At 62.9% G+C, this 13,002-nt stretch carries 12 protein-coding genes; 6 read left to right on the forward strand and 6 right to left on the reverse strand.

All coding sequences use genetic code 11. The annotated features are described in order from the left end of the window. The first annotated feature begins 17 nt into the window (after nt 1–17). Entirely contained in the window at nt 18–896 is an 879-nt protein-coding gene (locus M1B34_RS05805) for a DMT family transporter (RefSeq protein WP_268264637.1), read from the forward strand. 6 nt (nt 897–902) lie between these two features. On the opposite strand, the gene M1B34_RS34295 is transcribed toward M1B34_RS05805, so the two are convergent. Further along, complete coding sequence (locus tag M1B34_RS34295) at nt 903–2,525, reverse strand: methyl-accepting chemotaxis protein (protein ID WP_268264638.1); 1,623 nt, start codon at nt 2,523–2,525, stop codon at nt 903–905. Nucleotides 2,526–2,614: 89 nt separating this feature from the next. Beyond that, nucleotides 2,615–3,952: an MFS transporter gene (locus M1B34_RS05815; RefSeq protein ID WP_268264639.1), complete on the reverse strand. Its 1,338-nt coding sequence runs from the start codon at nt 3,950–3,952 to the stop codon at nt 2,615–2,617. 619 nt (nt 3,953–4,571) lie between these two features. On the opposite strand from M1B34_RS05815, the gene quiC reads away from it, so the two are divergent. Together quiC and M1B34_RS05825 are read left to right on the forward strand one after the other, a co-directional pair. Further along, nucleotides 4,572–6,482 (forward strand): 3-dehydroshikimate dehydratase QuiC, encoded by a 1,911-nt coding sequence (gene quiC, locus M1B34_RS05820; RefSeq protein ID WP_268264640.1) that lies wholly within the window; start codon nt 4,572–4,574, stop codon nt 6,480–6,482. 104 nt (nt 6,483–6,586) lie between these two features. Continuing rightward, on the forward strand, nt 6,587–7,264 hold the full coding sequence (locus M1B34_RS05825; RefSeq protein ID WP_268264641.1) for a TetR/AcrR family transcriptional regulator: 678 nt from the start codon (nt 6,587–6,589) through the stop codon (nt 7,262–7,264). A 254-nt stretch (nt 7,265–7,518) separates the two neighbouring features. On the opposite strand, the gene M1B34_RS05830 is transcribed toward M1B34_RS05825, so the two are convergent. After that, complete coding sequence (locus M1B34_RS05830) at nt 7,519–8,373, reverse strand: shikimate dehydrogenase (protein WP_268264642.1); 855 nt, start codon at nt 8,371–8,373, stop codon at nt 7,519–7,521. 5 nt (nt 8,374–8,378) lie between these two features. Further along, nucleotides 8,379–8,819 carry a type II 3-dehydroquinate dehydratase gene (gene aroQ / locus M1B34_RS05835; protein WP_123334792.1) on the reverse strand — a complete coding sequence of 147 codons (441 nt, stop codon included), beginning with the start codon at nt 8,817–8,819 and terminating at the stop codon, nt 8,379–8,381. A gap of 146 nt (nt 8,820–8,965) precedes the next feature. On the opposite strand from aroQ, the gene M1B34_RS05840 reads away from it, so the two are divergent. Further along, nucleotides 8,966–9,310, forward strand: coding sequence for a DUF2442 domain-containing protein (locus tag M1B34_RS05840; protein WP_268264643.1), 345 nt, complete (start codon nt 8,966–8,968; stop codon nt 9,308–9,310). A 51-nt stretch (nt 9,311–9,361) separates the two neighbouring features. Here M1B34_RS05840 and trmA read toward each other — a convergent pair whose 3' ends face one another. Next, entirely contained in the window at nt 9,362–10,441 is a 1,080-nt protein-coding gene (gene trmA / locus M1B34_RS05845; protein ID WP_268262516.1) for a tRNA (uridine(54)-C5)-methyltransferase TrmA, read from the reverse strand. Next, on the reverse strand, nt 10,438–11,733 hold the full coding sequence (locus tag M1B34_RS05850; protein WP_268264644.1) for an NCS2 family permease: 1,296 nt from the start codon (nt 11,731–11,733) through the stop codon (nt 10,438–10,440). Before M1B34_RS05850 ends, trmA begins: the two co-directional genes overlap by 4 nt. Nucleotides 11,734–11,939: 206 nt before the next feature. Here M1B34_RS05850 and M1B34_RS05855 point away from each other — a divergent pair, with 206 nt between their 5' ends. After that, complete coding sequence (locus M1B34_RS05855) at nt 11,940–12,398, forward strand: DUF4879 domain-containing protein (protein ID WP_268264645.1); 459 nt, start codon at nt 11,940–11,942, stop codon at nt 12,396–12,398. Nucleotides 12,399–12,448: 50 nt separating this feature from the next. Next, nucleotides 12,449–13,000 (forward strand): DJ-1 family glyoxalase III, encoded by a 552-nt coding sequence (locus M1B34_RS05860; protein ID WP_123334800.1) that lies wholly within the window; start codon nt 12,449–12,451, stop codon nt 12,998–13,000. Nucleotides 13,001–13,002: the final 2 nt, after the last annotated feature.

Consider the following 13,002-nt stretch of genomic DNA (forward strand, 5'->3'; position numbering starts at 1 on the left):
AACAACAAGGAAGCCCCATGACCGTCAGTACACCTCTTTCCGGTGTCAATCAGCCCTTGAAGGGCATTCTCCTGGTGGTCGTGGCGACCTTCTTGTTTTCCAGTCACGACGCGCTGTCCAAATACCTCTCGGGTTTCTACCCCATCGTCATGGTGGTCTGGGCTCGTTACCTGGTGCACACCTTGCTGATGGCCGGGATCTTCCTGCCCCAGTCCGGCTTACGGGTGTTGCGCACCAAGCGGCCGTTGCTCCAGGTGGCGCGGGCCTTGTGCTTGCTCAGCACCAGCCTGTTGTTCACCTCGGCGCTGATGTTCATTCCCCTGGCGGAGGCAACGGCGGTCAACTTCCTGGCGCCGGTGCTGGTCACGGCGCTGTCGGTGCCGCTGTTGGGCGAGCAGGTGACGCGGGGCCAATGGCTGGCGGTGATCTGCGGGTTTGTCGGGGTGCTGATCGTGGTGCACCCCGGGGGTGATTTGTTCACTCCGGCGGTGCTGCTGCCGTTCTGCTCGGCGCTGTTCTTCTGTTTCTATCAACTGCTGACCCGCAAGCTGGCCGAGCATGACAGCCCGACCACCAGCAACTTTTTCGCCGGGCTGTGCAACACCCTGCTGATGAGTGCCCTGGTGCCGTTCTTCTGGCAGATTCCGAGTATTGGCCACGGGGTGTTGATGCTGGCGCTGGGAGCGTGTGGGATGACCGCCCATTTGTTCCTGACCCAGGCCTTTCGCCTGGCGGCGCCGGCCCTGCTGGCGCCTTTCGGTTATTGCCAGATTGTCTTTGCCGGGCTGCTGGGCTGGTTGCTGTTCAACCACACGCCGGATGCGATTACCCAAGTGGGTATCGCAGTGATCTGCCTCAGTGGGCTGGCGGCGGCCTGGCAGCAACGCCGCCGCTGAGACGGCTCAGAAACGGAAGCGCACCACCAGGTTCTGCAGCCCCGCTGCTAAGTGCGACAGCTCCTGGCTGGTGGCGTTGGTGCGGGTGGCGGCGTCGGCGCTTTCCAGGGACAGGTCGCGGATGTTCAGCAGGTTGCGGTCCACTTCACGGGCCACTTGAGCCTGCTCTTCCGAGGCACTGGCGATCACCAGGTTGCGCTCGTGGATCTGCTCCATGGCCCGGGTGATTTCCCCCAGGGCCAGCCCGGCCTGTTCGGCGATGGACAGGGTCTGGGCCACCCGGTGACTGTTGCCGTGCATGGACTGCACCACGCTGTCGGTGTCGCCCTGGACCCGGCCGATCATCTGCTCGATTTCCTGGGTCGACTGCTGGGTGCGATGGGCCAGGGCCCGCACTTCATCGGCCACCACGGCAAAGCCACGGCCGGCTTCCCCAGCCCGCGCGGCCTCGATGGCGGCGTTCAGGGCCAGCAGGTTGGTCTGTTCGGCAATGGCGCGGATCACGTCCAGCACCTTGCCGATTTCCCGTGACTGCTCGGCCAGGGTCTGCACTTGCTGCAGGGCCGTGCCGACATCGCTGCTCATGGCCTGGATCGAATCCAGGGTCTCGATCACCCGGGCCTGCCCCTGGGTGGCCTGGGCGGTGGACTGGCGGGTGGTGTCGGAGGTGGACACGGCGTTGCGCGCCACTTCTTCGACGGCCACGGTCATCTCGTTGACCGCTGTCGCCGCTTGCTCGATTTCGTTGTGTTGCTGCTGCAGGCGGCTGGAGTCCTGATGGGTGCTCTGGCTCATCTGTTGCGCGGCGGCGGCCAGTTGGGTCGAGGTGCTGCTGATCAGTTGCAGGGTTTCGCGCAGGCTGGTCTGCATGCTGGCCAGGGCCTTGAGCAGGCGCGCAGTTTCATCACTGCCCTGGCTGTGGATCGGCTGGCTGAGATCGCCGGCGGCCACTTGCTCGGCCACGCCCACGGCCTGACGGATAGGCACGACGATGCTGCGAATCAGCAGCCAGGCCAGGCACAGGGTCAGCAGGGCGACGGCCAGCAGAGCGCCGATCACCGTGACTTTGACCTGGGTGTAAAGCGCATCGGCGTGTTGCGCCGACTGGCTGACTTCCTCGGCGGTGAGGTTCATCAGTTCGGCGAACTGGTCGCCGGTCTGGGTCGAGTAATCCTGGATCTTGCCGTTGAGCAGGGCGGTCATCTCGGCGCTGCGGTTGTCCTGGGACAGGGCTTCGTACTGGGCCAGGGCCTGTTGGTAGCTCTTCACCGTGGTGAGGAATTTCTCGTATTGCACCCGGTTGTGATCGCCCACCAGCGGCGCGAACTTGGCCAGGGCCTGGTCGAGCCAGGCTTGCACCTGGTGCAGGCGGGCAATGGTGCCTTCCAGCACTTTCGGCTCGCGGTTGAGGGCCATGCGCAGGCTTAGCACGCGGATGCTCAACACGTAGTCGCGCACTTCCCCCAGGTAACGGGTACTGGGCAGGGAAATGTTTTCGGTGTGCTGGCCGGTGGCGCGGACCTCGGCCACTTGCTTGAGGGCGAACAGCCCCTGCAGCAGGACCAGCAGGGCAATCACGCCGAAGCTGATCACGGCGCGTTTGGCGATGCTCAGGTTACCCAGCGTCATGGGACGGTCTCCGAGTGTGGAAAAACAAAAGGGGGAGGGGGGACAGATAAAAAAACGCAGGCCCGAAACGGGCCTGCGTGAAGGGAGCATCAGTCTTCTACGTGCGGAATCTTGCGGGGGGCCATGAAGTACATCCAGATCAGGGCAATGAAGTACATGGCCGGAATCAGGGTGAACAACACGGTGTAGTTGTTGTTGGTGACGGTGAGGATGTGGCCGACGATCTGGGTCATGAACATGCCGCCGATGGCTGCGCACATACCGCCGAAACCGAACACCGTACTCATCATGTGCTTGGGCGTGTAGTCCATCACCAGGCTCCAGATATTGGCGGTCCAGGCCTGGTGCGCGCCGATCCCCAGGGAGATGGCGAACACTGCCAGCCACAGGCTGGAGGTACCGGCTGCCATGATCACGCCGATGATGCAGCAGGCGAACAGGAACATGGAGACCAGGCGGGCCTTGATCGGGTTGAGGCCACGGCCGATCAGGAACGACGAGAGGATGCCGCCACCGACGCTGCCGAAGTCGGCGGTCAGGTAGATGATGATCAGCGGGATGCCCATCTGGGTCACGTTGATGCCCAGGTTGTACTGCTGGTTGAGGAACGGTGGCAGCCAGTACAGGTAGAACCAGAACACCGGAGCGGTGATGGCATAGGCCAGGGCGAAGGCCCAGGTACCACGCATGCGCAGGATGCGAGAGAACGGCACGCGAGCCTGCTCAGGTTCGACTTCTTGCTGGATGTAGTCCAGTTCCGACTGTTTGACGCTTGGGTGATCTTCCGGGTTGAAGTACTTCAGGCCCCAGAACAGCAGCCAGACGGCGCCCAGGGAGGCCATGCACAGGAACGCGGCTTGCCAGCCCCAGACGTGCAGGATCAGCGGGAGCAGCATCGGCGTGAACATGGCGCCGACGTTGGTGCCGGCGTTGAAGATGCCGGTGGCCACAGCGCGTTCACCGGCCGGGAACCACAGGCGTGTGGTTTTCACACAGGCCGGGTAGTTGGCCGCTTCGGTCAGCCCGAGGATGAAGCGGCAGACCATAAAGCCCACGGCTGAGGTGGCGAGGCCGTGAGCGCCGGTGGCCAGGCTCCACAGCAGCACCGCGAAGAAGAACACGCGCTTGACCCCGACCCGGTCGATCAGGCGGCCCTGCAGCACGAAGCCGATGGCGTAGCCGACCTGGAACCAGAAGTTGATGTTGGCGTAGTCCATCGCCGTCCAGCTCATTTCCTTGGCCAGGATCGGCTGCATTACGCCCAGGGCGGCGCGGTCGATGTAGTTCAGGGTGGTGGCGAAGAACACCAGGGCCAGCATGCCCCAGCGGGTCTTGCCGACGGCCATGGCGCCGCGGATCTTGTCGCCGATGCCGCCGTTTGCAGCGCCGAGGCTCGGGGCGATGCGGGAGCTTTGAGAAGGAATCATGTGTGCCATCCGTTCAATGACTGACGAGTGGTAGCTCGTCGGGACTCTAGGTCGCGTGATCAATCGTCAGGTGAGCGGTAGGTCCGCAGACAGGGCGAGGATTGATCGGCTGAGTGCTTTCGTCGGCGCAAGTACTTGCGGGGATGAAAACGGTCTGTTCAGCGAGCAGGTACGGCTCAGCCCTGGGGCTTTAGAGCGTCCTTACCGAAGGTGCCGATAGAGGCTGGGCCAGGCGCGAGGCGGATGGGTAAGCAGCAATGCGGGATATGGAGTGCAAGCATGAGGGTGTACCCGATTTTTGAAATTTTTATGGTCTGTTCTGGGTCTTGGGTGATTGAAGCCGGTGGTTTGTGGGCCGGCTCAATGTGCTGACGATGGTGCGCAGTGGACGAAAAATCGTCAATTCGCCAATCCGCATTTTGTTCGATAATCGAACACAAAACTAACCGGTTCGTACACTATGAATTGCTGTATAGAATGGCCAGCTCAATAATTCGTCCCATCTCAATAATAAAGCGGCGCTCATTATCCTGCCGCAGGTGAGACCTGTCACCGACTTGGTCTACAGTCGTGCTGTTCAGGTCCTGCCCGACTTGTCTCCATCACCGGGAGTTGAAACATGCAGCGTTCCATTGCCACCGTCTCCTTGAGCGGTACCCTGCCGGAAAAACTCGAAGCCATTGCCGCCGCCGGTTTCGACGGCGTGGAGATTTTCGAGAACGACCTTCTCTACTACGACGGCAGCCCACGAGAAATTAAACAGATGTGCGCGGACCTGGGGATTGCGATCACCCTGTTCCAGCCGTTTCGTGATTTTGAAGGCTGCCGCCGTGACCGCCTGGCACGCAATCTGGAACGCGCGGAGCGCAAGTTCGACCTGATGCAGGAACTGGGCACCGACCTGGTGCTGGTGTGCAGCAACGCCGCCGCCGACAGCGTGGGCGACCAGCAGATCCTGGTGGACGATTTGCGCCTGCTGGCCGAGCGGGCCGGGGCGCGAGGCTTGCGCATCGGTTATGAGGCCCTGGCCTGGGGTCGCCACGTGAACACTTACCAGCAAGTCTGGGACATCGTGCGGCAGGCGGATCACCCCAGCCTTGGGGTGTTGCTGGACAGCTTCCACACCCTGTCGCTCAAGGGTGACCCGGCGGCGATCGCCGATATTCCGGGCGACAAGATCTTCTTCGTGCAGATGGCCGACGCGCCGATCCTGGCCATGGACGTACTGGAGTGGAGCCGGCATTTCCGTTGCTTCCCGGGCCAGGGCGAGTTCGACTTGCCGGGCTTCCTGGCGCCGATCATCAAGAGTGGCTACACCGGCCCGCTGTCCCTGGAAATTTTCAACGACGGCTTCCGCGCCGCGCCGCCTCGGGCCAATGCCGCCGACGGCCTGCGCTCCCTGCTGTACCTGGAAGAAAAGACCCGCGAGCGCCTGCAGCAGGAAGGCCATGTGCCGGCCACCCCGGACTTGCTGTTTGCTCCGCCGCCAGCCAGCGAATACGGCGGCACCGAGTTTCTTGAATTCGCCGTGGACGAAGCCCTGGGCGCCAAGCTCGGCAGTTGGCTGGAGCGCCTGGGCTTTGCCAAGGCCGGGCAGCACCGCTCGAAAAGCGTCAGCCTGATGCGCCAAGGCGATATCAACCTGATCCTAAACTCCGAACCCTATTCCTTTGCCCACAGCTTCTTCGAATCCCATGGCCCTTCGGTGTGTGCCACGGCGATTCGGGTCAAGGACAGCGCCAAGGCCCTGGAACGTGCCGTGGCCTACAAGGGCCAGCCTTACCGTGGCCTGGTCGGCCCCAATGAGCTGGAGCTGGCGGCCGTACGCGAGCTGGATGGCAGCCTGATCTACCTGGTGGACCAGGAAAAGGGCGGCCAGCACCTGTACGACACTGACTTCAACATGCACCCGGGCGTGGTGGCCAAGGGCGGCCTCAAGCGCATCGACCACATGGCCATGGCCCTGCCGGCCGACAGCCTCGACAGTTGGGTGCTGTTCTACAAGAGCCTGCTGGACTTCACCGCCGATGACGAAGTGGTGCTGCCCGACCCTTACGGCCTGGTGAAAAGCCGGGCCCTGCGCAGCCGCTGCAGCACCATTCGCCTGCCGCTGAACATCTCTGAAAGCCACAAGACCGCGATCTCCCACGCGCTGTCCAGCTACGGCGGCTCGGGTGTGCACCACATTGCCTTCGATTGCGACGACATCTTCGCCGAAGTCAGTCGCGCCAAAGAGGCCGGAGTGCCGCTGCTGGACATCCCGCTGAACTACTACGACGACCTGGCCGCGCGGTTTGATTTTGACGACGAGTTCCTCAGCGAACTGGCGTACTACAACGTGCTCTACGACCGTGACGCGCAAGGCGGTGAGCTGTTCCACGTCTACACCGAACCGTTCGAGGGGCGTTTCTTCTTCGAGATCATCCAGCGCAAGAATGGTTATGTGGGTTACGGCGCGGCCAACGTCGCGGTGCGCCTGGCGGCCATGGCCAAGTCCCGCAGCGGCGGCTTGCGCCACGCGAAGTTGTAGGCGGTTGCCAGGGGAGGCGGTCAAATAGCCGCCTCCCGGCTTTCTTTCGCGGGGTGACGCGGCCCATAATCGCCCGCGTATGTAGCGATGGCCGTGAGCCCATAATGACAATGACTGACCAACTCCCCATTGCGCCCGATGAGCCTGTCGTCGAGCCGCGCAAGAGCCGCAAGAACAACCCCGAAAAGACCCGCGAGAACATTCTTCAAGAGGCCATTGTCGAGTTCGTCCAGCAGGGGCTGTCCGGCGCTCGGGTGGATGCCATCGCCGAGCGCATCCATACCTCCAAGCGCATGATCTATTACTACTTCGGCAGCAAGGAACAGCTCTACGTCGAAGTGCTGGAGAAGCTCTACGGCGACATCCGCAGCACCGAGAGCCGCCTGCACCTGGCGGAACTCGAACCCCGCGAGGCCATTCGCCGGTTGGTGGAGTTCACCTTCGATCACCACGACCTCAACGTCGATTTCGTGCGGATCGTCAGCATCGAGAACATCCACAAGGGCGAGTACGTGAAGCAGTCCGGGGTGATCAAGGCGATGAACAACACCATCCTCGACGCCTTGGGTGAAATCCTCCGGCGTGGTGCTGATGATGGGGTGTTCCGGCCAGGGCTGGACGCGCTGGATGTGCACTTGCTGATCAGCTCGTTCTGTTTCTACCGAGTCTCCAATCGCCACACCTTCGGCGAGATCTTCCAGATCGACCTGCCCGACGAGAGCATCAAGCAGCGTCATCGGGAAATGATCTGCGAATCGGTACTGCGCTACCTGCAAGCCTGACGCCACATCCGCGATGGGGCCGGCACCTACACACCTGGAAGGCATCGAAACACCCATTGTAGGAGCTGGCTCGCCAGCTATAGCGCCCTCAAGCCCTTTGCAAAACCCGAGGCCCCATCGCCGGCAAGCCGGCTCCCACATTCACATGGAGGGTATCGAAATACCCATTGTAGGAGCTGGCTCGCCAGCGATAGCGCCCCCAAGCCCTGTACAAAACTCGAGGCCTCATCGCCGGCAAGCCGGCCCCGGCGGGGTCAGTGGTTCATGCTTTGGAAATGCTCGAGCATGCGCTGGGCGTCGGCGGTGACGCCGCTGAACAATTCAAACGCCTTGACCGCCTGGAACACCGCCATGTTGCCGCCATCCAGGGTCCGGCAACCGAGGGCGCGGGCGTTGCGCAGCAGTTCGGTTTCCAGCGGGAAGTAGACAATCTCGGCCACCCACAGGTCCGCGCGCAGCAACTCCACTGGCACGGGCATCCCCGGCAGCTTGGCCATGCCCATGGGCGTGGTGTTCACCAGGCCGTTGGCGGCGCCGAGAGTGGCGGGCAGGTCCACACCCGCCTTGGCGCGGCCGGGACCGAAGTGCTGATTGAGGTTGTCTGCCAGGCTCTGGGCGCGGCTGCTGTCCACATCGAAAATACTCAGTTGCTGCACGCCTTCACCGAGCAGGGCGTGGGCCACGGCGGCCCCGGCACCACCGGCGCCCATTTGCACCACCCGTTCCAGGGCCACGCCTTGCAAGCCACGACGAAAGCCTTCGGCAAAACCCAGGCAATCGGTGTTGTGGCCGATGCGCTTGCCGTTCTTCAGCACCACGGTGTTCACCGCGCCGATGCCCCGGGCTTCGGCAGACAGTTCGTCAAGCAGAGGAATGATGCTCTGCTTGCACGGGAAGGTGATGTTCAGGCCGGTGAAACTCATGCGCTCGGCCGCCTGCAACAAATCGGGCAGGGCACTGCTGTCGAGTTTCAACTGATCCAGGTCGATGAGCCGGTACAGGTAGCGCAAACCCTGAGCGTCGCCTTCACGCTCGTGCATGGCCGGGGTGCGGGAAGCCTGGATACCGGCGCCGATCAGGCCGGCGAGAATCGCATTGTCAGCACTCATTGAAATCACCCTTGCAAGCGCTTGCTGAAATGTTCCAGGGCCAGGCGGTAGCCATGGCTGCCAAAGCCGCACATCACGGCCAGGGCGATGCTCGACACAAAGGAGTGATGACGGAACGGCTCGCGTGCGTGGACGTTGGACAGGTGCACTTCGATCACCGGCAACTCGCTGGCCACCAGGGCGTCGCGGATGGCCACCGAGGTGTGGGTCCAGGCTGCAGGGTTGATGACGATCCCGGCGCAACGGCCGCGGGCGCCGTGGATCCAGTCCAGCAACTCGCCTTCATGGTTGGTCTGGCGGAACTCCACGGTCAAGCCGAATTCCTCGGCCGCACGGCCGCACAGGGCAGAAATATCCGCCAGGGTTTCATGGCCGTAAGTGGCGGGTTCGCGGGTGCCGAGCAGGTTCAGGTTCGGGCCGTTAAGCACCAGAACGATAGGACGCATGGGGAGTATCTCCGTTGTTATTGTTGGCCCGGCGTGAGGAGACCGGGCTGTGGGGATAAATTGTACTAACTGGTTAATTAGGTCAATTGCGCTCGGATCACCGAGCCCCTGGCCTGGCATTAAGTGTTCGGTGATCGAACAAAAACATGAGCCAGCGTTGCGCTGCAGCTCGCCTGAGTTACCAGGCGCCGTGCCTGCACCTGGGCTTCGAGGATGGCAGCGCGATCCTCTTGCCCGTGAGTAACTACCCGGAGTTGGCCGGCCTCAGCGAGGCTGATTTGCTTGGGCTTGAGTTGGGTTTTTCCGGTACGGCGCTGTGCCATAAGGACCTGGATTTGCACCTGGCCATTGCCCGGCTGATCCTTGATGGAACTGGCTGGGGTATTGAGCGCTTCCCGTACGGCCGTCAGAGCAGTTCGGCCAAGGCCCAGGCGGCCCGTCTCAATGGCAAGAACGGCGGTCGCCCGCGCAAGGTGGCCGAGGTGCTTTGACGCACAGAGGCTGCAAACGACCGCCAGCCATGGGCGTGGCGGTCGTTGGCTTTAACGACGGGTCAGCAAGACCCCGGATTCCATGTGATGGGTCCAGGGGAACTGGTCGAACAGCGCGCAGCGGGTGATGCGGTGGGTGTCGTGCAACTGGGCGATGTTGGCCGCCAGGGTTTCCGGGTTGCAGGAGATGTACAGGATGTTGTCGAAGCGTCGGGTCAGCTCGCAGGTGTCCGGGTCCATGCCGGCCCGGGGCGGGTCGACGAACACGCTGCCGAACTCGTAGCTTTTCAGGTCCACGCCTTGTAGGCGACGGAACGGACGCACTTCGTTCAGGGCTTCGGTCAGCTCTTCAGCGGACAGGCGCACCAGGGTCACGTTGTCCACGGCGTTTTCGCTGAGGTTGCTCAGGGCGGCGTTGACCGAGGTCTTGCTGATCTCGGTGGCCAGCACTTTGCGCACCCGAGTGGCCAGGGGCAGGGTGAAGTTGCCGTTGCCGCAGTACAGCTCCAGCAGGTCGTCCGGTCGATCGCCCAGGGCCTCATAGGCCCAGTTGAGCATCTTCTGGTTCACCGTTCCGTTGGGCTGGGTGAAGGCACCTTCGGGCTGGCGATAGCTGAAGGTACGACCGCCCACCTCAAGTTTTTCGACCACGTAATCCTGGCCGATCACTTCACGCTTGCCCTTGGAGCGACCGATGATGCTGACGTTCAGGTCGGCTGCGAGTTGGGTCGCGGCCGCATGCCAATGCTCATCCAGCGGGCGGTGATAACACAGGGTGATCATCGCGTCGCCGGCCAGGGTGGTAAGGAACTCCACCTGGAACAGTTTGTGGCTCAGGGGCGCGCTGGCTTGCCAGGCGGCCTTGAGGCGGGGCATCAGGTCGTTGATGTGGCGACTGGCGATGGGGAAGGCTTCGATCAGGATCGGCGTGCGCTTGTCTTCCTGGGAAAACATCGCGTAATGCCGCTCACCGGCCTCGCGCCACAGACGGAATTCCGCGCGCAGGCGGAAGTTCTGCAAGGGCGAGTCGAAGACCTGGGGCTCGGGCGCATCGAAAGGGGCCAACAGGTCACGCAGGCGAGTGACCTTGTCGTCCAACTGTGCGGTGTAGCTTGGGGCATCAAAAGTCATGCGGCGAACCAACCCAACTTGATCACAAACAGAATCGACAGGATCACCAGCGGTGCGTTCAGCTCACGGGCGCGGCCGGACAGCAACTTGATCGCGGTCCAGGCAATAAAGCCGAAGGCGATGCCGTTGGCGATGGAATAGGTGAACGGCATAGCCAGCGCGGTCACGACCACTGGTGCGGCTACGGTGATGTCTTCCCAGTCGATTTCCGCCAGGCCCGAGGTCATCAGCACCGCCACGAACAGCAGGGCTGGCGCGGTAGCGAAGGCCGGCACGCTGGCCGCCAGTGGCGAGAAGAACAGCGCCAGCAGGAACAGGATCGCCACCACGATGGCCGTCAGGCCGGTGCGGCCGCCGGCGCTGACGCCCGCTGCGGATTCGATGTAGCTGGTGGTGGTCGAGGTGCCCAGCAGGGAACCGGCCATGGCCGCGGTGCTGTCGGCGATCAAGGCCCGGCCCATTTTCGGCATGTGGCCGTCCTTGCCCATCAGGCCGGCGCGCTTGGCCACGCCGATCAGGGTGCCGGAGTTGTCGAACAGGTCGACGAACAGGAAGGCGAAAATCACGCTGACCAGGCCGATGTCCAGGGCGCCCTTGATGTCCAACTGGAGGAAGGTCGGCGCCAGGGATGGTGGCATGGACATCACCCCTTTAAAGGCAGTGAAGCCCAGGACGATGGAGGCGATGGTCACCACCAGGATGCCGATCAGCACGGCACCGCGAACCCGCAGGGCTTCCAGGGCCACGATCAGGGCAAAACCCAGGGTGGCGAGGATCGGCGCGGGTTTGCGCAGGTCGCCGAGGCCGACCATGGTCGCCTCGTTGCTGACCACGATGCCAGCGTTGTGCAGGGCGATCAGCGCCAGGAACAGGCCGATACCGGCCGCGATTGCCGAGCGCAGGGGCAGGGGGATGCTGTTGATGATCCATTCACGGATACGGAAGATCGACAGCAGAAAGAACAGCACCGCCGAGATGAACACCGCGCCCAGCGCCACTTGCCAGGTATGGCCCATGTGCAGGACCACGGTGTAGGTGAAGAAGGCGTTCAAGCCCATGCCCGGTGCCAGGGCGATCGGGTAGTTGGCGATCAGGCCCATGATGGTCGAGCCGATGGCCGCGGCCAGGCAGGTGGCGACAAACAGCGCGCCTTTGTCCATGCCCGTCTCGCCGAGGATGCTCGGGTTGACGAAGAGGATGTAGGCCATGGCCAGGAAGGTGGTGACGCCCGCAAGAATCTCGGTGCGCACGTTGGTGTTGTGTGCCTTGAGTTGAAACAGCCTTTCCAGCATGTCTGCTCCCCGTGGCGCGCCCGGCGCCGTGAATGTATCGACCTCAATAGCAAAGCACAGGCGGCCTGAGGCGTCTGTGGATTTGCGCTGGGTCGGAAAAAGCCGCGCATCATACCAGCAGCGTGGGGCAATGGCTGCGATCGTCGGCGATGTTTTGCCGGGATCGCAACTGGCGCATACTGCGCCCTGATTGATAGGGGGGACCTATGAGCAGCACGATGAAAATGACCGCTTGGGCTATTGGCCTGTTGAGCGCTGCCGGCTTGTACCTGGATGCGCTGCCGGCGCAGGCCCGTTCCGCGCCGCCCCTGAGCCGGGTCGAGGTGCTCAAGGTGCAGTCGCCCTCATGCGGGGTGGAAGATGTTTCCGGTGGCCGTGAAAGCACCTACTGCGACCACAGCGGGCCGAACATCAAGGTCTACGTGCTGGAGCTGGGCTACGGTCGCCAACCCCACGTGACCCTGGACGGCTTCGCCCTCAATGGCAGCCGTTCGGCGGTCTGCCAGGACGGCAGCAGCCTGGTGGCCTGTGGCACGGGCGCGGTCACGGTGGGCTATCTGTATACCTTTGACCTGGCGGGCAAGCAGGAAGGCACCTTCAGTTTCAGCAATACCTCGATCAATGCGCCGGGAAACACCCTGAGCGCGCAGATCTATATCAAGTAACGACCTGAAAGCTGGCTAAGCTCTAAAGACCCTTTCGTGGAATTCCCCCCATGAGCTTCAGAGCCCTGATTACCCTCGCCGAGGGCATCGACGACCTGCAAAGCGTGACCCTGATTGACGTGTTGCGCCGCGCCGAAATCGAAGTGCTGGTGGCCAGTATCGAGGCGCGCCGCATGCTCACCTGTGCCCGGGGCACGCGCCTGACCGCCGATGCCATGTTAGTGGATGTGCTGGCCCAGGACTTCGACCTGATCGTGTTGCCCGGCGGCGCGGTGGGTGCACAACACCTGGCGGCGCATCAACCCCTGATGCAGCGGGTTAAGGATCAAGCGGCTGCGGGGCGGGTGTTTGCCGGTATCGCCGAAGCGCCGGCCCTGGCCTTGCAAGCCTACGGTGTGCTGCGCCAGCGACGCATGACCTGCTTGCCCAGCGTCAGCCAGCACTTGCTGGGCTGCACCTTTGTCGACCAGCCCGTGGTGGTGGATGGCAATTGCGTCACCGCCCAGGCTTCGGGAGCCGCCCTGGCGTTTGCCCTGACCCTGGTGGAGGCACTCTGTGGCCGCGGCAAGCGCGCTGCGGTGGCGGGGCAGATGCTGGTTTAGCC

The sequence above is a fragment of the Pseudomonas morbosilactucae genome, from assembly GCF_023241715.1.
Taxonomy (GTDB): Bacteria; Pseudomonadota; Gammaproteobacteria; order Pseudomonadales; family Pseudomonadaceae; genus Aquipseudomonas; species Aquipseudomonas morbosilactucae.